Origin of the sequence: Vibrio lentus, from assembly GCF_030409755.1 — a bacterium.
GTDB classification, from domain to species: Bacteria; Pseudomonadota; Gammaproteobacteria; order Enterobacterales; family Vibrionaceae; genus Vibrio; species Vibrio lentus.
Genome location: NZ_JAUFQE010000002.1, coordinates 566,765 through 587,430, shown reverse-complemented (window position 1 = coordinate 587,430; position 20,666 = coordinate 566,765). Strand labels below are relative to the sequence as shown.

General features: G+C 43.9%; 17 protein-coding genes. 4 read left to right on the top strand and 13 right to left on the bottom strand.

Annotated features, from left to right (window positions below; genetic code table 11):
* Positions 1–290: 290 nt before the first annotated feature.
* Positions 291–1,958 carry a response regulator gene (locus QWZ07_RS11055; RefSeq protein ID WP_192852713.1) on the top strand — a complete coding sequence of 556 codons (1,668 nt, stop codon included), beginning with the start codon at positions 291–293 and terminating at the stop codon, positions 1,956–1,958.
* A 109-nt stretch (positions 1,959–2,067) separates the two neighbouring features.
* On the opposite strand, the gene serS is transcribed toward QWZ07_RS11055, so the two are convergent.
* From serS to lrp, 5 genes are all read right to left on the bottom strand, one after another.
* On the bottom strand, positions 2,068–3,375 hold the full coding sequence (serS, locus tag QWZ07_RS11050) for a serine--tRNA ligase (protein ID WP_004734554.1): 1,308 nt from the start codon (positions 3,373–3,375) through the stop codon (positions 2,068–2,070).
* Positions 3,376–3,517: 142 nt separating this feature from the next.
* On the bottom strand, positions 3,518–4,867 hold the full coding sequence (locus QWZ07_RS11045) for a replication-associated recombination protein A (RefSeq protein ID WP_192852712.1): 1,350 nt from the start codon (positions 4,865–4,867) through the stop codon (positions 3,518–3,520).
* Between the two features lie 70 nt (positions 4,868–4,937).
* Complete coding sequence (gene lolA / locus QWZ07_RS11040) at positions 4,938–5,534, bottom strand: outer membrane lipoprotein periplasmic chaperone LolA (protein WP_029223421.1); 597 nt, start codon at positions 5,532–5,534, stop codon at positions 4,938–4,940.
* 238 nt (positions 5,535–5,772) lie between these two features.
* Positions 5,773–8,901, bottom strand: coding sequence for a DNA translocase FtsK 4TM domain-containing protein (locus QWZ07_RS11035; RefSeq protein WP_192852711.1), 3,129 nt, complete (start codon positions 8,899–8,901; stop codon positions 5,773–5,775).
* 163 nt (positions 8,902–9,064) lie between these two features.
* Positions 9,065–9,559: a leucine-responsive transcriptional regulator Lrp gene (lrp, locus tag QWZ07_RS11030; protein WP_004734558.1), complete on the bottom strand. Its 495-nt coding sequence runs from the start codon at positions 9,557–9,559 to the stop codon at positions 9,065–9,067.
* 156 nt (positions 9,560–9,715) lie between these two features.
* On the opposite strand from lrp, the gene ald reads away from it, so the two are divergent.
* On the top strand, positions 9,716–10,840 hold the full coding sequence (gene ald / locus QWZ07_RS11025; protein WP_017107652.1) for an alanine dehydrogenase: 1,125 nt from the start codon (positions 9,716–9,718) through the stop codon (positions 10,838–10,840).
* 165 nt (positions 10,841–11,005) lie between these two features.
* Here ald and QWZ07_RS11020 read toward each other — a convergent pair whose 3' ends face one another.
* Together QWZ07_RS11020 and cysB are read right to left on the bottom strand one after the other, a co-directional pair.
* Positions 11,006–12,208, bottom strand: coding sequence for a methyltransferase (locus QWZ07_RS11020; RefSeq protein WP_192852710.1), 1,203 nt, complete (start codon positions 12,206–12,208; stop codon positions 11,006–11,008).
* Between the two features lie 147 nt (positions 12,209–12,355).
* Complete coding sequence (gene cysB / locus QWZ07_RS11015) at positions 12,356–13,330, bottom strand: HTH-type transcriptional regulator CysB (protein ID WP_017109939.1); 975 nt, start codon at positions 13,328–13,330, stop codon at positions 12,356–12,358.
* Between the two features lie 322 nt (positions 13,331–13,652).
* On the opposite strand from cysB, the gene QWZ07_RS11010 reads away from it, so the two are divergent.
* Both QWZ07_RS11010 and miaE read left to right on the top strand, forming a co-directional pair.
* Positions 13,653–14,417 carry a hypothetical protein gene (locus tag QWZ07_RS11010; RefSeq protein ID WP_017107649.1) on the top strand — a complete coding sequence of 255 codons (765 nt, stop codon included), beginning with the start codon at positions 13,653–13,655 and terminating at the stop codon, positions 14,415–14,417.
* Positions 14,418–14,521: 104 nt separating this feature from the next.
* On the top strand, positions 14,522–15,316 hold the full coding sequence (gene miaE / locus QWZ07_RS11005) for a tRNA isopentenyl-2-thiomethyl-A-37 hydroxylase MiaE (RefSeq protein WP_269194707.1): 795 nt from the start codon (positions 14,522–14,524) through the stop codon (positions 15,314–15,316).
* 100 nt (positions 15,317–15,416) lie between these two features.
* On the opposite strand, the gene pyrF is transcribed toward miaE, so the two are convergent.
* The 6 genes from pyrF to cmk form a co-directional block, all read right to left on the bottom strand.
* A complete protein-coding gene (pyrF, locus tag QWZ07_RS11000; RefSeq protein WP_192852709.1) occupies positions 15,417–16,112 on the bottom strand; it encodes an orotidine-5'-phosphate decarboxylase in 696 nt (231 codons plus the stop codon).
* Positions 16,113–16,235: 123 nt separating this feature from the next.
* Positions 16,236–17,411: a lipopolysaccharide assembly protein LapB gene (gene lapB / locus QWZ07_RS10995; protein WP_029225966.1), complete on the bottom strand. Its 1,176-nt coding sequence runs from the start codon at positions 17,409–17,411 to the stop codon at positions 16,236–16,238.
* Between the two features lie 11 nt (positions 17,412–17,422).
* Complete coding sequence (locus QWZ07_RS10990; RefSeq protein ID WP_192852708.1) at positions 17,423–17,695, bottom strand: LapA family protein; 273 nt, start codon at positions 17,693–17,695, stop codon at positions 17,423–17,425.
* A 129-nt stretch (positions 17,696–17,824) separates the two neighbouring features.
* Positions 17,825–18,109, bottom strand: a complete 285-nt coding sequence (gene ihfB, locus QWZ07_RS10985; protein WP_010439923.1) for an integration host factor subunit beta — start codon at positions 18,107–18,109, stop codon at positions 17,825–17,827.
* Positions 18,110–18,208: 99 nt separating this feature from the next.
* Complete coding sequence (gene rpsA / locus QWZ07_RS10980) at positions 18,209–19,879, bottom strand: 30S ribosomal protein S1 (protein WP_192852707.1); 1,671 nt, start codon at positions 19,877–19,879, stop codon at positions 18,209–18,211.
* A gap of 106 nt (positions 19,880–19,985) precedes the next feature.
* On the bottom strand, positions 19,986–20,666 hold the full coding sequence (gene cmk / locus QWZ07_RS10975) for a (d)CMP kinase (RefSeq protein ID WP_017109944.1): 681 nt from the start codon (positions 20,664–20,666) through the stop codon (positions 19,986–19,988).

Here is a 20,666-nt window from a genome sequence, read left to right as displayed (position 1 = left end):
AAACAATTAGCAAAAGAGTGTTACCTATCAGGCAAATAGCCGTCATAAAATACGAACCATTTTGGTGCTGAATATTATGATGAACTTCCCCATTCGATTTCATTCTAGAATCAAATCAGCTAACTCAATTCCACTGAAATTAGATAAACAATATTAGCGAGAGAAAGAATCCGATCTTAGCCAAGGCTTGTATCGACTTAGTAGAAACCGAGCGTTTCTAGTTTTTTCGATCGTGTAATACAACCCGTAATACCTGCGGAATTCACGTCAGTATATAGATTAAAGTAAGCATGAAATTATCCCAACTAAATGCACTTATCGTTGATGACTCAACGATCGTGTTATCAACTATTCGCAATATGCTGATTCATATTGGCTTTTCAGAACGTTCGATATCGATAGCTAAATCTCCTCGTACTGCAATGACAATAACAAGTGACACGACTTTTGATGTCATCATTTGTGATTACAATTTTGGCGACACCATCAACGGAAAACAATTGTTTGAAGAGTTGAAGCAATCCAACAGATTAAAAGATGATGGCATCTTTATCCTTGTCACAGGTGAGAACTCAGCTTTATCTATCCGCCCTATCCTGGAACTTCGTCCTGACAACTACCTATTGAAACCATTCAACCGCGAAACGTTGAAACAGCGCATTACAAGCTCATTAAAAAAGAAATCAGTGCTGCAGAATATCTACAAAGCGGAGAGAGAGAACAACTACGAGGCCGGTCTCGAATATTGTGAAGAACTGCTCCCATTCCACTCTGAATATTTTGCGACAATCCAACAATTCCGTGGAAGCTTTCTATCCAAGCTCAAGCTCTACGATGAAGCCAAGAATGTTTATGAAAAAGCGCTTGATGAAGGTAGCTTTGATTGGGCTCAAGCTGGATTAGCGAACAGTCTTGCGAATTTAGGCCAGTTCAACGAAGCACAGCGTATGATCGAAAGCTTGATTGACTCTGCGCCCACCAGCACCTTATATCGAGACCAAGCAGCTCAAGTCAACCTGATCAACAACAAAGTCCCAACGGCCATTGCTCACTTCAAGTTAGCGAGTGAGCTCACCCCTGGAAATTCAGAGAGAGAATTAGCGATCGCTAACCTTTGTTTATCGGTGAATGACTCTAAAACCGCGCTTCGCCACTATCAGAACTATGTGCAGATCAATAGGGACACCTTTCGAGACAACTGGTATATGAAGCTTAATCATATTCGATTCTTGCTCTATTGCGCATCTGATGGCTTCGACAAACAAGCGAACTTAGACCAAGTTAATTACTTGATTTCGAAGATCCCCACAGAGGCAAGATCACGGCTTCAGACTGACTTAGCACTTATCGCTGCCCACATCGCGATGGAAACTAAACAGTATCAAAAATCCGTCACGATACTGACCGTATTGCATGATAAAAATGACTTTGATGCATTTCCTGTGATTTACCACCATGCATGGTTGTTGGACAGAATGAGCTGCGAAAACGAATTTAAAATCGCAGAGAATCGCTGCGGAAATTCGATTGTTAAAACAGCGAACGAGATCGTTATTTCAAGTCAGATGACGATGCGATCTGAGATAAAAAGCCGCAACGTTGAAAAGATGGAATGGCTAAAAGCGAAAAATATCTGCATAAAGCAGGCGCAGTCAAACTATAAACTGGTGCTTGTCGCTTATCTAGATATTCACAAAAAATGCCCAATGATCAAGAACGTCTGTATGAACATCATCAAGCTACTCTCTGTTATATGGCCAGATTCGATGGGGGCTAAACAAGTGATAACGATAATTCAGAAGTGCGATGAGGTGATCACGCAGCTCTATACGCTTGATGAACTGACCAAAAACAACTATCAAAACTATTACCGAAAAGCGCTATTAGCCTGTAAACAAGCCGATCTCGCATGTCAGCAAGGCGATGAAGTAAATAACGCTAGTTTTGCTTATATGTAGCTTCTGTTTTATGACGGCTATATACAAAAAAGGCTTTGCCATTACAGCAAAGCCTTTTAAATATTCTGGCAAGTCAGATTAATCTAAATTTGATTAACCTAAATTGGCATTAACCGATGTGCGTTACGCCGCCCATGTATGGTTGAAGTACTGTTGGGATAGCAATACGGCCATCTGCTTCTTGGTTGTTCTCAAGAATAGCAACCATAGTACGACCAACAGCAAGACCAGAACCGTTAAGTGTGTGTACAAGTTCAGGTTTCTTCTCGCCTTTACGACGGAAACGAGCTTGCATACGACGTGCTTGGAAATCCCACATGTTTGAACAAGAAGAGATTTCACGGTATGTCTCTTGTGCTGGAACCCAGACTTCTAAGTCGTAAGTTTTCGCAGAACCGAAGCCCATGTCACCCGTACATAGAATCACTTTACGGTAAGGAAGCTCTAGAAGTTGAAGTACTTTCTCAGCGTGACCTGTTAGCTCTTCAAGCGCTGCCATTGAGTCTTCTGGCTTAGTAATTTGTACTAATTCAACTTTGTCGAATTGGTGCATACGGATAAGACCACGAGTGTCACGACCGTAAGAACCCGCTTCAGAACGGAAACATGGCGTATGAGCTGTCATCTTAAGTGGCAGTTCAGCTTCATCAGTAATCGTGTCACGAACCATGTTCGTTACCGGTACTTCCGCAGTAGGGATAAGCGATAGAGTCTTAAGAGGCACGTCACTTACTTGCTCAGTTAGCGGGCTTGTGTGGAACAAGTCTTCGCCGAACTTGGGAAGTTGACCAGTACCGTATAGGCTATCGTGGTTCACTAGGTACGGTACGTACATTTCTGTGTAGCCGTGCTCATCAGTGTGAAGGTCCAGCATGAACTGAGCAATAGCACGGTGTAGACGTGCGAATTTGCCTTTCATCACGATGAAACGAGAACCAGAGATTTTAACTGCGCTTGCAAAATCAAGACCGCCAGACATTTCGCCAAGATCAACGTGATCTTTCACTTCGAAGTCGTAAGTCTTAGGTTGACCCCAACGAGAAACTTCTACGTTGTCGTCTTCATCTTTACCATCTGGCACTTCTGCGTCAGGTAGGTTAGGAATCGACATTGTGATCGTTTCTAGCTCAGATTGAAGCTCAGCCAATGTTACTTTAGCTTGGTCTAGTTCTGCGCCTAAGTTGCCTACTTCTGCAAGGATACGCTCAGCTTCTTCATGGTCGCCTTTTGCTTTCGCTTGACCAATGGACTTCGATCGAGAGTTACGTAACGCTTGTAGCTCTTCAGTTTTCATCTGAAGGGACTTACGTTTTTCTTCAAGTTCACGAATTGTCTCTACATCAAGGGTGAAGCCTCGACGTGCTAATTTTGCCGCTGTTTCATCCAGCTCAGCTCGAAGTAATTTAGAATCCAGCATTGCTAATCCTATGCTTTAGTTATTTGAATATTCAGTAGATTGCTACTGAATCACTGCTAAACCCCTAAAACTGGTGCTATTTCGACCAATTTATAACGATTTAATTGAATTTTTATGACTAGGTAACGATATCCAAAAAAGACTACTTTTCATAGCGTTTTTGTGGGCTTTTTGCGTCCAAATCCGCCAGATAATCTAGCTTCTCGCCAATTTTGGTCTCTAAGCCTCGTTTTGTTGGGAAATAGTATTGTGTTTCGCCCATTTCAGGCGGCAAATACTTTTCTCCAGCGGCGTAGGCACCTGGTTCATCATGAGCATAACGGTATTCTTGCCCGTAGCCCATGTCCTTCATCAAAGTTGTGGGTGCATTACGTAAATGATAAGGGACTTCATATTCAGGAAGGTTGTGAGCATCCGTTAAGGCTTGCTTCCAAGCGGTGTAAACGGCATTACTCTTTGGTGCACACGCTAAATAGACAACCGCCTGAGCAATCGCACGCTCCCCTTCTGCTGGGCCAATACGTGTGAAGCAATCCCAAGCCGACATTGCGACCTGCATTGCTCTTGGATCAGCATTACCAATATCTTCAGAAGCAATCGCTAGCAAGCGTCTTACTATATACAAAGGGTCACAACCCGCTGCAATCATTCGCGCCGACCAATACAACGCTGCATCGGGATTCGAGCCACGAATTGACTTATGAACCGCAGATATTAGGTCATACCAAATATCCCCCTTGTTATCGAAACGAGCAACCTTCTCACCAGCCACTTCAGCTAACAACTGCAACGTTATCGCTTTCTCGCCTTTGTCGTTGTCTTCAGCCATGTCATACAGCAGCTCAAGATAGTTGAGCGACATACGAGCATCACCATTGACCAGTTCAGCAAGACGATCCAATACGTTATCAGCAAAATCAGCCGACACATCACCCAGACCACGCTGTTTATCTTCAATGGCTTGGCGAATGACGAGGGAGATATCCTCAGTATTAAGCGAAGTCAGTTTGTAGACACGCGCACGTGATAACAAAGCGTTGTTTAACTCAAAAGAAGGGTTTTCTGTGGTCGCGCCGATAAACGTAACCGTGCCATCTTCGATATGAGGTAAGAAGGCATCTTGCTGACTTTTATTAAAGCGATGGACTTCGTCCACAAATAGAATCGTTCTACGCCCTGCTTGCTTGTTCTCACGCGCTTTTTCAATGGCGATTCGAATGTCTTTTACACCCGACGTCACCGCAGATACGCGTTCTACTTCTGCATTGGCGTAATTTGCTGCCACCTCTGCCAGCGTGGTTTTACCGGTGCCCGGAGGTCCCCATAAAATCATGGAGTGGATATGGCCCGCCTCCAACGCTCTGCGAAGGGGTTTACCTGGACCTAATATATGCTGCTGACCGATGTACTGTTCAACAGTTTCAGGTCTCATACGAGCAGCAAGGGGACGAAAATCTTCGTCCCCTGCAAAATCTAAGCTGTAATTACTCAATTGCAATCTCTTGATTCGTTGATGGCATCAATGCCTATCGACTGACTACCAAACGATCTGCCAGTTTGGATCAGTTTCTTTGGTCGTCGACCTCGACACCTTCCGGCGCCACAAAAGTAAAGCGGTCTGCAGCAGGTTTACCTAAGTCAACATTGCTAAAGATAAACTCGCCTTTCTGACCGTCTTGTTCAATCACATTAAAGCCCTGAACAATGCCCTTTTCAGTAATGTTAATCTGGAAATCACCCTGATTAGAATCCACAGCCGTTGGCGTTAGCGTAAATTGGTTACCCGTTTGCGCGACGTTGTAGTTGTCCCAATCGCTTTCTTGGTTACGAGTCAATAATACAAAAGGTGTTTGTGATGTGGCTTGTTCTTGCCAGTAAATGCTCACTTGCTCAATGAACGGACTGTAGTACCACAAGCTTTGGCCGTCAGATACCAATAGGTTTTCATCAGGGAAAGTTGTTTCCCAGCGGAATAAGCTTGGGCGTGCGATCTCTACCGTGCCTTCACCTTCCATCACAACATCACCGTCAGGGCTGGTGACGACTTGTTTAAAGTCAGCGCTAAAACCTGCATTCAGCGACAAGCGGCTACTCAACTCTTCTTTCGGAGAAGCAAATACTGAGAAGCTCATAAATAAAAGTGCGAATACTTTTTTCATCAATAGTCCTGTTAAATCATAATACCAATCACAGTAAGTAAGTGATCAGAAAGAGCGCCGAGAAAAGGCTTGAGAACAAGGCGTAATTTTTTGATAAGTAGTTATTCTACAATAAAAAATTATAACGCAGTTATCGAGCGTTTTAACCAGCTAGGGTGACCAGTTATTTACTACGATTTGTATAAGTCGGTCATGTTTTGGTTTTGACCGACTGAATAGTTATGAGTTCCTATTGGAACTAATCTTTTGGTGGCGCTGGCGCCAAGACTTCTCGGTTACCGTTATGCCCTGGAGCACTTACAATACCTTGAGCTTCTAATTGCTCGACAATTCGTGCGGCACGGTTATAGCCAATTTTGAATCGACGTTGCACACCAGAAACCGAACCACGGCGTGAATGAACCACATGTTCGACAACTTGATCAAACAGAGGATCGACTTCTTCATCGCCTTCCATCTTCTCACCCGGTAATAGTGTTTCTGGGGTTTGGTCGCCGTTAGTGATCTCATCAATGTAGTTTGGCTTACCGCGTGCTTTCCAGTTATTCACGACCGCGTGTACATCATCATCAGATGCAAATGCGCCGTGTACACGAGTTGTGTGGCTTGAACCCGGTGGTAAGTACAACATATCACCCATACCAAGTAGTGACTCAGCACCGCCTTGGTCAAGAATGGTTCGAGAGTCTGTTTTAGTCGATACAGTAAAGGCTACACGTGTCGGGATATTGGCTTTAATAAGACCCGTAATAACATCAACCGAAGGACGTTGAGTTGCTAAGATCAAATGGACACCAGCAGCACGTGCTTTCTGCGCCAAACGAGCAATCAATTCTTCAACTTTCTTACCCACTACCATGATTAAATCGGCGAATTCATCGACGACAACCACGATGTAAGGCAGTTTTTCCAATAATGGTGCTTCAGGGTCCATGCTGTCGCCCGGCTTCCACAGTGGGTCATGAATTGGGTGACCGGCTTCCGCGGCCATCTTCAATTTGTCGTTATAACCTTTAATGTTACGAACACCGAGCGCCGACATCAGCTTGTAACGACGTTCCATTTCGCCTACACACCAACGAAGGGCGTTAGACGCATCTTTCATGTCAGTCACAACTTCAGACAACAGATGTGGAATACCTTCATAGATAGACAATTCCAACATTTTCGGGTCAATCATGATGAAACGAACGTCTTCAGGCGATGCCTTGTAAAGCATACTCAAGATCATCACGTTCACACCCACCGACTTACCAGAACCGGTGGTACCCGCGACAAGAACGTGTGGCATTTTCGATAGGTCAGCAATAACCGCTTCACCAGCAATGTCTTGTCCTAGAACAACCGTTGTTGGTGATTTCGCTTCTTGGAACTGAGGGCTAGCAACCACATCAGAGAAGAACACCGTTTGACGACTCATGTTCGGCAGTTCTAAGCCAACATAAGGTTTACCCGGTATTACCTCTACGACACGCACTGCCAATGCAGAAAGTGAGCGTGCTAAATCCATAGAAAGGCCAGAAATACGACTTACTTTCACACCCGGAGCAAGGTCTAACTCGAATCGAGTGATAACAGGGCCAGGGAAAATATCAACCACATCTGCCTTGATTTTGTAATCGGCTAGTTTAGATTCAACCAAACGAGCGATGGCTTCGAGCGCATCACGGTCAATGAAGGTTTCACGCTTTTCTGGGTGGAACAACAACTCAAGCGTTGGCAAAGGTTCTGCTGGTTTAGGCAAGTTAACATCTTGCTGAACGAGGAACGGGTTTTGCGCTGCAGCCATGTTTGCTTGTGCTTCAGAGACAATGTTTTGGAATGCCGCTACGTCTTGGTCTGGATGTACAGGTTCTTCTGTCACCTCTTCCCAAGGAAGATCAACAACTGGCTCTTGAGCTTGTTCAGTTGATTGCGCAAACTCAGAGTTGTCTTGTTGATCAGCTAAAGAGTCTGGTTGCTCTGTATTGTCATCTGCCATTGAAACAGACTCAAACTCTGAAGGCTGCTCATAGGCAGGCTCTTCCGTTGTCTCGAAAGGCGTTGAGAATTCTTGTGGTGTTTCTTCTATTTCACCTATTGGCGAAGCGTATAGAGATTCTGGTTGTACATCTTCAGTATCGAACTCGTTATTTACTTCTGGTGAGCTCTCCATTACTGGTTCTACACTTTCAACAACCGTTTCAGTAGGATTAACTGATGGTTGCTCATCCTGCATGTATTGCTGATACGCGATCTGAGATTCATGCGCGTCAACCTGTTCCTGCTCAGCAAGATCATCTTCATACATAGCCGCATTTTCTAACTGCTCAATAGTCGCGTTCAACTGTTTAGAACGTTCGACACCTTCTTCTAAAGGCTCTTCTGGCGCTTGGTAAACTGGTGCAGCAGGAACCGGCTCTTGCTCAACTTGTTGAGGCTGAATCTGAGGTTGTTCTCGGACGGGGGCTTCTTGCTTAGCCGGTGCATCGACTGGCATGTAAATATTGTAATGACGCTTCGGCGATGCAGTATTGTCTAATACATTCACAGTATCAGAAGAGTCATTGGTCGCAGAGAAGCTCAGTGCAGGATCTAGTGGATCATGCTCTGTTGATTCTTTGTTGTCTTCGATAGCAGGAACATCGCGGTAAGTAGGCTCTTGATGCTGCTGATGACGTTCTTCGATTAGATCTCGGTCTGCCGACTCTCTTAATTGTGGTTCAAGCAACTCTTGGTCTTCACCACGCGCTTTATTAACAGCTGAGGTAAACAGCTTAATCGCACATTCACCCAACCATTCAACGATACTCAGCCAAGAAATACCCGTTAATAGAGTAAAACCAGCACCCCATAAAAAAAGAAGAACCAGTGTACTGCCAAGAACGTTAAGTGTTGGGAGCGCAAGACTTGTTAATACGTCGCCAACCACACCACCTGATGAAAAGTACCAGATATCATCAAAGTTGATATCAGCTAACCCACAACTGGTAAGAATAAGAACCGTTAAACCAAGTAAGCGAGTGCCCCACAACATGAAGTCGATTTGTTCGTCTTCATTACGCTTGCGGAACAATACCCATGCTGCAACTGTCACCAATATAGGAAGCGGGTAAGCCAGTGAACCAAACACAAAGAAAAGCGTATCCGCCAACCATGCACCTAGGTAGCCACCCGCATTCTGAATGTCACCACCCCACGCCGTTTGCGACCATGATGGGTCTGCAGGACTGAAAGTTAATAACGCAACGGCAAGTAGAATAGAGAAAAGGACACCCAAAATCAGGCTGCACTCTTTGAGACGTTGAGAACCATTCAAACGAGGAGACTGAGGCTCTTCACTCGTTTTAATGATTGTTTCTACTTTATTACTGCTCTGCTTGAACATAAACCAACTTAATAATTAAACGGGATAAAAACGTAGCGAACGGCACGAGCCATTCGTTTTCATGAAACTACTGTTGATTTAACCATATCAAACAGAAAAACCCAATTCCAGAAAGCAAGAAAGCGGAACAAATGTCCGCTTTCTTTCATTTCACCAATTGTGATTAACGAGTTTTAATCACAAGTTGATTAGTTTGTTTCACTTCTTCCATTACAACGTAAGTACGAGTGTCGTTTACGCCTGGTAGACGCAGTAACGTATCACCGAGCAACTTACGGTAAGCACCCATGTCCGATACACGTGTTTTTAGAAGATAGTCAAAATCACCCGACACTAAATGACACTCTTGGATGTCATCCAGTTTCTGCACAGCGGTGTTGAATTGTTCGAACACATCTGGCGCACCACGGTTCAAAGTAATTTCAACAAACACTAAAAGTGAAGCATCAAGGTACTGTGGGTTCAGCAATGCTGTATACCCAGTAATGTAACCTTGACGTTCTAAACGACGAACACGCTCAAGACATGGAGTAGGAGAAAGTCCTACTCGCTTTGAGAGTTCAACGTTTGAGATACGACCGTCTTTTTGCAACTCATTAAGAATGTTGCGGTCAATACGATCTAGTTCCTTGGACGGCTTCTTATAATTGTCTGCCATTTTTTATTCCACCTTATTACTTCCTTGCAAAAAAATATACTACAACTTTTTAATATTCGGTATCAAATTCTACCTGAACCTATCTATACTAGATATTAATTCGACAGAATTACCCTACACATAGATAAAACAACCATAATATAATAAGGAGTCAGGATGATCATTGGCGTACCTAAGGAAATCAAGAACCACGAATACCGCGTTGGTATGACCCCTGCTAGCGTGAGAGAACTAATCTCACATAGTCACCAAGTTTTTGTTGAAACCAATGCCGGTACTGGTATCGGTTTTTCAGACGATGATTACATCGCTGTAGGCGCATCCATTCTTCCTACTGCTGCTGACGTTTTCGCGAAAGCAGAGATGATTGTAAAGGTTAAAGAACCTCAAGCTGTCGAGCGAGCTATGCTTCGTGAAGGGCAAATATTATTTACCTATTTACACCTTGCACCAGATTTTCCACAAACGGAAGAGCTAATCAAGAGCAAAGCTGTCTGCGTAGCCTATGAGACTGTAACAGATAATATGGGTCGCTTGCCACTATTAGCACCAATGTCTGAAGTCGCTGGTCGCATGTCTATTCAAGCAGGTGCACAAACACTAGAAAAATCTAACGGTGGTTGTGGTCTTCTTCTTGGCGGCGTTCCTGGTGTTGAGCCAGCGAAAGTTGTTGTAGTTGGCGGCGGCGTTGTTGGTGCTAACGCAGCACGTATGGCTGTTGGCCTTCGCGCAGACGTAACCATTCTTGATCGCAACGTAGATACGCTTCGTCGTCTTGATGAAGAATTCCAAGGCCGCGCAAAAGTGGTTTATTCTACTGAAGACGCTATTGAGAAGCATGTTCTAGAAGCAGACCTAGTGATTGGTGCAGTACTAATCCCAGGCGCAGCCGCTCCTAAACTTGTTACAAAAGATCACATCGCTAAGATGAAGCCAGGTTCAGCGGTTGTTGATGTAGCAATCGACCAAGGTGGTTGTTTTGAAACTTCACATGCAACGACTCACGCCGATCCAACTTACATCGTTGATGACGTAGTTCACTACTGTGTTGCTAACATGCCAGGTGCCGTTGCTCGTACTTCTACTTACGCACTAAACAATGCAACACTTCCTTACATTGTTAAGCTAGCGAACAAAGGTTACCGCGAAGCACTTCTATCTGATGAAGGTTTCCTAGAAGGTCTAAACGTAATCCACGGTAAAGTGACTTGTAAAGAAGTTGCAGAAAGCTTTGACCTAGAATACGTAGCGCCTGCAGAAGCAATCGCAATGTTTAACTAATGATGTAATGACTAACTGAACGCAATAACCTTCTCGTTGAAGCGTTCAGTTAACTCATACTCATTAAAAAAAAAGCCAGCCCGACATCGTCGAACTGGCTTTTTTGTGTCTATAGCACTATCGCTCGTGAGCTATGAACAACGGTCTGTCTTATACTCGTGTGATTTATCGGTCGCTCTTAACACCATGAATCAACAGGTTTCGAGGAGTAACACTGCGCTCACAAAACTCTTCTATTGAAGCTTCATAGCCTTGCTCTTGCAGATAGATGGCACGGTCTAAGGCCAACCATATCTCTAATGGTCGTCTAAAGACTTGCTGAACTAAACTCAGCTTTTCCATTTCCCAGAAAAGTGTCTCGCCCTGAACCAAATAAGAGTCAAAATCAATATCTGAACCAAGCGATATCTCTTTTACTTCAGATGCCCAGCAACAAAATGATTCAAAGCCTTCGGATAGCTCTGATTTCTTGATGCTCGGTACAGGAACGTACTCGTCGACACCAAGTTCACCCTTAAGTAGTTGGCTAAAGCCTAATCGGTAACTCATTTCTAACTGACGGTGTCTCTTGACCCTTTCACCACCGGTGACGGTTTCTTGAAGCGGGATTCTTAAATCACTTTTACTTAGAGTTAATGCCGAGTTTTTCGCGACGGAAGACATGGCTTGGTAGTTTTCATCACGAATAAGATGGTAGCAGCAAGGAGAAATGGTCACTGCAGGAAGCCCATGTGAAACAGACTTTTTCACTAATTCGACATGAAGGTCGCCACAAGCGTGAAGAGCAACAGCATGTTGATTCGAGTTAAACACCCGATCTGCCTCTTTTGAAAACGCGTCACCTTGAACAAACGTCATTTCTAAACGTTGTGCATCTGCAATCTTTTGCCCACTTTCGCACAGCGATTGTTGCCACTCGAAGCTGGTCACTTTTTGCTTTGATTGTTGAGATAAGATTCGGCCGAGAAAGCCCTTTCCAGAGCACCACTCCAGCCACTCTTGTCCTTGGTGATGCTCAAGAGAAGCCTCTGCCATCGCGACGATTTGTTGCAGCTTTCTGCCGGGAATACCATCGGCAGTACCACGCGGAAGATCAAGCCCAACTAAGACCGAATTATCAAACTGGATATTTTGATTCGCAGTCTCTAATTCAGGAAGAAAACGGATAAGCTCCTTGATCAACACTTGAGGTTGCTCTTTCAGAATCTGAATGTTCTCGATACTCAAGCTATTCAACCAATCAACAAGAGGGCGATTCACATCAACCCATGGCTGTTGCTGAGTTTGGCATAGGTGAAAAGGCTCAGAACGCCAATAAACTTGGTGTTCTAACAGGAATGAGTCGAGAATTGTAAATCGTAAATGCATGCTTCCCCCTATGGTGCGAGGATTGTAGGGGTAAGAGACCAAAATAGAAAGGTTCAATAGTAAGAGAACAAAAACGGCAGCAAAAGCCAGAAAGAAAAACGGCCTGTGAATACAGGCCGGATAAGAATCTAGAGTCGCACGATGAGATTAACGAACAGGCAGTTCGATATCTTTAAACATCTCTTCAATCTCGTCATTCGATTTAAGAGAAATAGCTTGCTCAACCACAGGGCGAGTGAGATGCGGTGCAAAACGCTCCATGAAATCGAACATGTAAGAACGTAAGAAAGTACCCTTTCTAAAGCCAATACTTGTAGTACTCGCACCAAACAAGTGGCTTGCATCAATGGCAACCAAATCGGTGTCTTGCTCGTGATCAATCGCCATACTTGCAATCACGCCTACGCCAATCCCCATACGAACGTAAGTTTTGATCACATCGGCATCTGTCGCGGTAAACACGACACGCGGTGTTAGACCAACTTTGTTGAACGCGGTGTCGAGTTCTGAGCGCCCAGTAAAGCCAAAGACATAAGTCACTAGAGAGTATGCCGCAAGGTCTTCAATTGACACTAGTTTCTTTTGGGCTAGAGGGTGATCTTTGGTGACAACAATCGAACGATTCCAGTGATAACAAGGCAACATAATCGCGTCTTGATATAAGTGAAGCGCTTCGGTCGCAATGGCAAAGTTAGCCGTACCTTTCGCCACCGCTTCTGACATTTGGCTTGGCGTTCCTTGGTGCATATGAAGCGACACTTTAGGATAACGCGCCGTGAAGCCTTTGATCACATCTGGTAGAGCATAACGAGCTTGGGTGTGCGTCGTTGAAATGTTCAATGTACCCATTTCAGGATGAGTGTGTTCACCAGCAACGGCTTTAATGCTTTCAACACGAGCGAGAATCTCTTGAGAGATACGAATAATATCTTCGCCAGCCTGAGTCACCTGCGTTAAGTGTTTACCACTACGCTCAAAAATCTGAATGCCCAACTCATCTTCTAGTAATCTAACTTGCTTACTAATACCAGGCTGTGATGTGTATAGACTCTCTGCAGTCGCAGACACATTTAGGTTATGGTTTAGAACCTCAACAATGTACTTCAGTTGCTGTAACTTCATATCTAACCTCGTAATCCTTTACTCATTTATGTGCTAACTTATTTGCAAAGAGAGCGTCATAGTCTCGTGTAATATAATTAATAGTTATAACGCTTCATGCACTAAATTGATAGAAAAATTGAGTTTTTATAGGTTAACAAACAAAAACATCAGTATCGCTTTGCAACCAACTCCTCATTCTCATACATTAGTAGGTAAATTTTGATTGCCGATTGCGCTCAACAAGAGATAATCAGAAATCGCAATTTACGAGTGCCGATACACAATGGAATCGTGTATCCTCTCTAGTTAGCTATAGAAAACAACAAGCAGACACAAATATATGAATATTGGTTTAATAATCGCCTTAGTCGCCGTTCTTTTGGTGTTGGTTTTAGGCTACAACATCATGCTTCAATACAAAGTTAAGGTAGAAACAGCGAAGAAACAGGAAGCTTCTCGTTATCTAACCATTATTGACGGAACCGAAGAGTTGATTGGCAATGCGCACCACATGCCTTTTAGCCAAGACCTTCTTATATGCTTAAATAACCGAATCCTTGATGCACTTGAAAATATGTATCAGCTCGATCCTAAGAATAAGCAACTCCTGCAACGAATCGAAAGTGTAAAACAACAGATCACACAACTAAAAGAGAACTACCAAGGTGGCGAAAGTACCACTTTCCGTGTTCCTAGCAGTGATAAGCAAGCAATCATGATGCTTAAGCTTGTTAAACGCCTTCGCGATACGGTTCGTAACGAACACAATAAAGGCCGCTTTGATACTCAAGCTTACGTGGTTGAAAATGCTCGCCTAGAAACGATCCAGATTCGTATCAACATTGAAAACGTGATCAAACGTGCTAACGATTCAATTTCTCGCGGGCAACCAGGTACGGCGATTCAGCTATTACGCAAAGGTATCGATGCTTTAGCGACGAAGAACGACGCGTACTCTAATCAAGCAAAAGAAAAACTTCAGAATATGTTGAACGAGCTTGATCAGAAACGCCAAGACAAAAATGCTCAAGACTTACAGCAAATGGAATCTAAAGAGCGTGACGACGATATGGATGCCCTATTCGGTCAGAAGAAGAAATGGTAACCGTCTAACTCAAACACAAAAAGGCCGCCTCATTTACATTAAATAGGCGGCCTTTTTTGTACCTAGTGAATTTCCTTTCTCCGTATAGGGAGATCTCATGAGCTGTGATAAAATCGCGAATTATCAACAAACTTGCCCCGACCATGTATCAAGAATTATTAGCCCCAATACACTCTTTTCTTAAAGCTGAAACGCCAGATTCATGGATAGATGAAGCCAAGAAGCCTGAAAACCTTCATATCATTTTACGCGATCACATGCTTTGTGAACTCAAGGCCGCTCAAAGTGCTTTGTTCCTTATCCGCAAGTATGCGGTAGATAAAGAAAGCGCGAAGCAGCTGAATGAATGGATTTTGCCATACGAGCAATTTGCTTATCGTCGTATCGGAGACTTGGAGTCTCTACGTGGTAAAAGTAACGTATCGAAGCAAATCACAGCAAAAGAAGGCTGTAATTACGGCGCCGACTTGATCGATAAAATGGTGCTGCTAATTAAAGAAGAACTGCATCACTTTTATCAAGTCATGGAATTGATGGTAAAAAAAGGCGTGACGTATCAACCGATTGAAGCGGGTCGTTATGCCAAAGGTTTAATCAAGCAAGTGAAAACTTACGAGCCAGACGCTCTGGTTGATAAGCTGATTATCGGCGCCTTTATTGAAGCACGCTCTTGTGAACGCTTTGCTAAACTAGCTCCCTTCTTAGAAGAAGACATGGAGAAGTTTTATGTGTCTCTACTTCGCTCAGAGGCGCGTCACTATCAAGATTATCTTGAACTCGCTGAGCAAATCGCAGGGAAAGATATCTCTGAGCGTATTGCTCACTTTGCGCAGGTTGAAGCTGACCTAATCACTTCAGAAGACAGCGACTTCAAATTTCATAGCGGCGCTCCGGTTTAAGCTAAGCACAGAAAGTCCGAACCAATTGATATCTCGTCAGTAAATAATAAGGCCAGCAAATTGCTGGCCTTATTCATTCGTATCGCTATCTAAAAATAACTTAAACTAGCGTGCCGTTGATTTCAGCAAGTACTGTTGCAGGATCTGCTGCTTGAGTAATTGGACGACCGATAACTAAGTAGTCTGAACCAGCTTGAATTGCTTGAACTGGTGTCATAATACGCTTCTGGTCACCTACGTCAGCGCCTACAGGGCGAATACCAGGGGTAACAAGCTTGAACTCTTTACCCAAATCACCTTTCAACAATGAAGCTTCTTGAGCAGAACATACAACGCCATCTAGACCTGAGTTTTTAGTCAAAGACGCCAAGCGCATTACCTGCTCTTGTGGTTGAATGTTCAAACCAATACCAGCCAAATCAGATTGTTCCATGCTGGTTAACACGGTAACACCGATAAGTAATGGACGATCTTTACCGTAAGGTTCTAGAATTTCGCGTGAAGCCGTCATCATACGCTCGCCACCGCTCGCGTGTACGTTCACCATCCACACGCCCATCTCAGCAGCAGCACGTACCGCTTTTGAACATGTGTTTGGAATGTCGTGGAACTTAAGGTCTAAGAATACTGAGAAACCACGTTTATGTAATTCACGGACAAATTCAGGGCCAAACAGGGTAAACATCTCTTTACCGACTTTTAAGCGGCAAGACGCTGGATCGATACGATCAACAAAGGCTAATGCATCCGCTTGGTTGTCATAATCCAATGCTACAATGATTTTTTGGTCGTTCATTTCATCTCCTAACGCAGTTAACTTTCTTTAAATAATCACTACAAGTAGTAGCGACAAATAACAGTCATAAAAATGCAGCCCGAAAGCTGCAATTATTAATTTGGTCTAACAATGACCACAAATCTATTCACCATCCAGCCCACGAATAGGCTTGATCGTCCCCCACCCTTTACATGAAGGGCAGTGCCAATACATCGAGTGTGTCGAGAAACCACACTGACGACAACGGTAATGAGGTTTAACTTTAAGTTGTTCACCAACCATAGACTGAAGAGTCGTTAGACTGTCTTTCGCACGACCTTCTTCTGCTTCAGCAAGATGATAATCGATTAATCGATAGAAGCCTTTCATGGTTGGGTTTTTAACCAGTTGCTTGGTCAGCAGCTCTTGAGCTGAGCCAACATCTTCGTGATGGGCAACCAACTGAGCAAGCATCAATTCAGCTGAAACACCGGCTTTCTTTTGAATACAGGCTTTTAGGAATTCAACAAGTTCTGCCTCTTGGCCAAGCTTGTGGTAGCACTCAGCAAGGGTTGGAAGCACCTCACTGATAAAATCAATATCTTGTTCGAGCACCGATTCAAGACAGGTAATCGTCTTCTGGTAATCTTCATTCGCTAAATGGAACTTACCCAAAGCAATACTGGCACGAACACATTTAGGGTCTTCGGAGAGCGCTTTTTTAAAATGCTGAAGAGCCTTAGAACGATTACCCTCGGCTTGCTCTTGCATTGCAAGCTCACACCAAAAGTGTGCAACAGTTGCACGCATCTTTCTTTTTTTCTTACCAAGCTTAACGAGAATATTGCCGTAATGGATCGCCTTATTCCACTCTCGAGTTTGCTGATAAATAGCGACAAGCTGTTGCAAAGCACCCTCTTTATGATCAGGTTCTTCTACAAGCTGTTCAAAGATTTTTTCAGCGCGATCGAGGAAACCAGAGACCATATAGTCTTTTGCGAGTTGTTGCAGTGCGAGGTTTTTTTGATCGAGAGTGAGCCCCGAACGAGAGATAAGATTTTGGTGAATTCGAATAGCTCGATCTACCTCACCTCTTGAGCGAAATAGATTACCCAACGCCAAGTGAGTATCAATGGTTTCATTGTCTACTTGAAGCAGTTCGATAAAGTGATCGACCGCTTTGTCAGATTGGTCCGACAACAATAGGTTCAAACCCGTCACATATTGACGGGAGATCTGGTGTGATTGCTTTTGTTTTTCTTGCTGAGCATTACGATTACCCATATACCAACCGTAAGCGGCTGCAATAGGTAAAAGTAAGAACAGTAACTCTAACATCAAATATAGCCTTAAGCTTTAGTGGCAGCAGGGACCTGCTTTGATTGCTTATTGACTTGTTTTTTCAAGCGATGAATTTTCAGCTGAGAACGCATGTGCATATTACCAAAGACTAACCAAGCAAGGCCAAAGCCTGAAACGAAGACAACACCTAATAAGCTCGATAAGTGGAAGTCACCTTGTGCTAGCAGATAATTGAAGTTCACAGTGGTTTGGTTCTGAGAGCCTAAAGCCAGTGCAATTAGGAAAAGTGCGATAACGGCGACTATTTTTATAATTTTCATAGTTCATCACTCATTGGTTGGTTAGCTGTACGATTATGCAGGAAAATTGCTAATCAGACCACCATATTATGGTCATAAAAAAGCGGCATACATTATAGTATGCCGCTTTTCTTAATTCCGATAAGTGGACTACAATCCTGAATTTACTCGTTCTCGTAGCTCTTTACCTGGTTTAAAGTGAGGAACGTATTTACCTTCCAGCTCTACCTTGTCGCCAGTCTTTGGATTACGTCCAACACGAGGCTCGCGATAGTGAAGAGAAAAGCTACCAAAACCGCGAATTTCGATTCGGTCACCACTTTCTAGTGTTGAAGCCATGTGCTCTAAAATGTCTTTTACAGCGTCTTCAATTTCTTTTGCAGAAAGGTGCGTTTGCTCAGCGCACAGTCTTTCAATCAATTCAGACTTAGTCATAGTTACCCTCGTTGGTTTTCTTTTTAGAAATTATAGACCTATCGGAAAAATAAGCAAAAAAAAAGGAGCCTTACGGCTCCTTCTTAGCGAAAAATTAAATTATTCGCCTTTAGCAGCTTTGAATGCGTCTGCCATTGCGTTACCGAACGCGCCTTCATCAGACTTGTTCAGTGAAGCCATTGCTTCTTGCTCATCAGCTTCATCTTTAGCTTTGATAGATAGGTTGATTACGCGGTTCTTACGGTCTACACCAGTGAACTTCGCTTCAACGCTGTCGCCAACGCTTAGGATTAGAGATGCATCTTCGATACGGTCACGAGAAACTTCAGAAGCACGTAGGTAGCCTTCAACGCCTTCGATTAGCTCGATAGTAGCGCCTTTAGCGTCAACTGCAGTTACAGTACCGTTTACAAGAACACCTTTCTTGTTGTCAGCAACGTATGCGTTGAACGGGTCGTTTTCCATTTGCTTAACGCCAAGAGAAATACGCTCACGCTCTGCATCTACTGCTAGAACAACAGCAGAGATTTCGTCACCTTTCTTGTATTCACGTACAGCTTCTTCGCCGGCAGCGTTCCAAGAAATGTCAGATAGGTGTACAAGACCGTCGATACCGCCTTCTAGACCGATGAAGATACCAAAGTCAGTGATAGACTTGATCTTACCAGTAACTTTGTCGCCCTTAGCTTGCATTTCTGCAAATGACTGCCATGGGTTAGCTTTACACTGTTTCAGACCTAGAGAGATACGACGACGTTCTTCGTCGATATCAAGAACCATAACCTCAACTTCGTCGCCAACATTAACAACTTTAGAAGGGTGGATGTTCTTGTTAGTCCAATCCATTTCAGAAACGTGTACTAGACCTTCAACGCCTTCTTCGATTTCAACGAAGCAGCCGTAGTCAGTTAGGTTCGTAACACGACCAGAAAGCTTGTGACCTTCTGGGTAACGCTTAGCGATTGCTACCCATGGATCTTCGCCTAGTTGCTTAAGACCTAGTGAAACACGAGTGCGCTCACGATCGAACTTAAGAACTTTAACTAGGATTTCGTCACCAACGTTAACGATCTCTGATGGGTGCTTAACACGCTTCCAAGCCATATCTGTGATATGTAGAAGACCGTCAACACCGCCAAGATCAACGAATGCACCGTAGTCAGTAAGGTTCTTAACGATACCTTTAACTTCAGTACCTTCTTGTAGAGTTTCAAGAAGTTCGTCACGCTCAACACTGTTTTCAGATTCGATAACAGCACGACGAGAAACAACAACGTTGTTACGCTTCTGGTCTAGCTTGATTACTTTGAACTCTAGCTCTTTGTTTTCTAGGTGAGCAGTGTCACGGATAGGACGTACGTCTACTAGAGAACCTGGAAGGAAAGCACGGATACCGTTAAGTTCAACAGTGAAACCGCCTTTAACTTTACCGTTGATGATACCAACAACAGTTTCAGCTTCTTCACAAGCTTTCTCAAGTACGATCCAAGCTTCGTGACGCTTAGCTTTCTCATGAGAAAGTTGAGTCTCACCGAAACCATCTTCAACAGCGTCTAGAGCTACGTCTACTTCAGCACCAACTTCAACTTCAAGTTCGCCAGCAGCGTTCTTGAATTGTTCAGCAGGGATAGCAGATTCAGACTTAAGACCAGCATCTACAAGAACGAAACCGTTCTCGATAGCTACTACAGTACCTTTAACGATGCTGCCTTGTTGGAATTCAGTTTCAGATAGAAACTCTTCAAAGAGTTGAGCAAAAGATTCAGTCATTATTTAATCTTCAATAATTAAACGTCCATGGGTATCCTACCGCATGGGGTTGATAAATTCGCCGGTCATCATCCTTGCGACCAACGTTCGTACTAGCTCGGCGAAATTACCCAGCCAGTTTCGATTCAATATAGTGTAGTGCTTTTTCTACTACTTGTTCGATGTTCATCGAAGTAGAATCAAGCACAAGCGCATCCTCAGCTGGGCGTAATGGCGCAACTGGGCGATTACGATCTCGGTCGTCTCGCTCTTGGATCTCGCTCAAAAGGTCGTCAAATTTAACATCTAACCCCTTCTGTTGCAACTGTTTAAGGCGGCGGTTCGCACGCTCTTCAGCACTTGCATCCAAAAATATTTTCGCTTCCGCTTCAACAAATACAACGGTTCCCATGTCACGACCGTCTGCAACTAAACCGGGAGCAGCGCTAAAAGCACGCTGACGACGTAGTAGTGCTTCACGAACGCGAGGTAAAGCCGCTACTTTTGAAGCAGCCATGCCCGTTTCTTCTTTACGAAGTTCACCAGAAACATCTTCGCCTTCCAAGATAACCTTAACCAAGTCACCTTCAGCAATAAACTGTACATCGAGGTGAGTAGCAAGCGGTACCAGAGCATCTTCCGATTCAGTATCTACACCGTGGTGAATTGCCGCTAAAGCCAGTACGCGATAGATCGCACCTGAGTCTAGAAGATGAAAACCTAGCTTGTCTGCTAGTAACATACACAGGGTACCTTTACCTGCACCACTTGGTCCATCAACCGTAATCACTGGGCTTTGAGAAGGCAT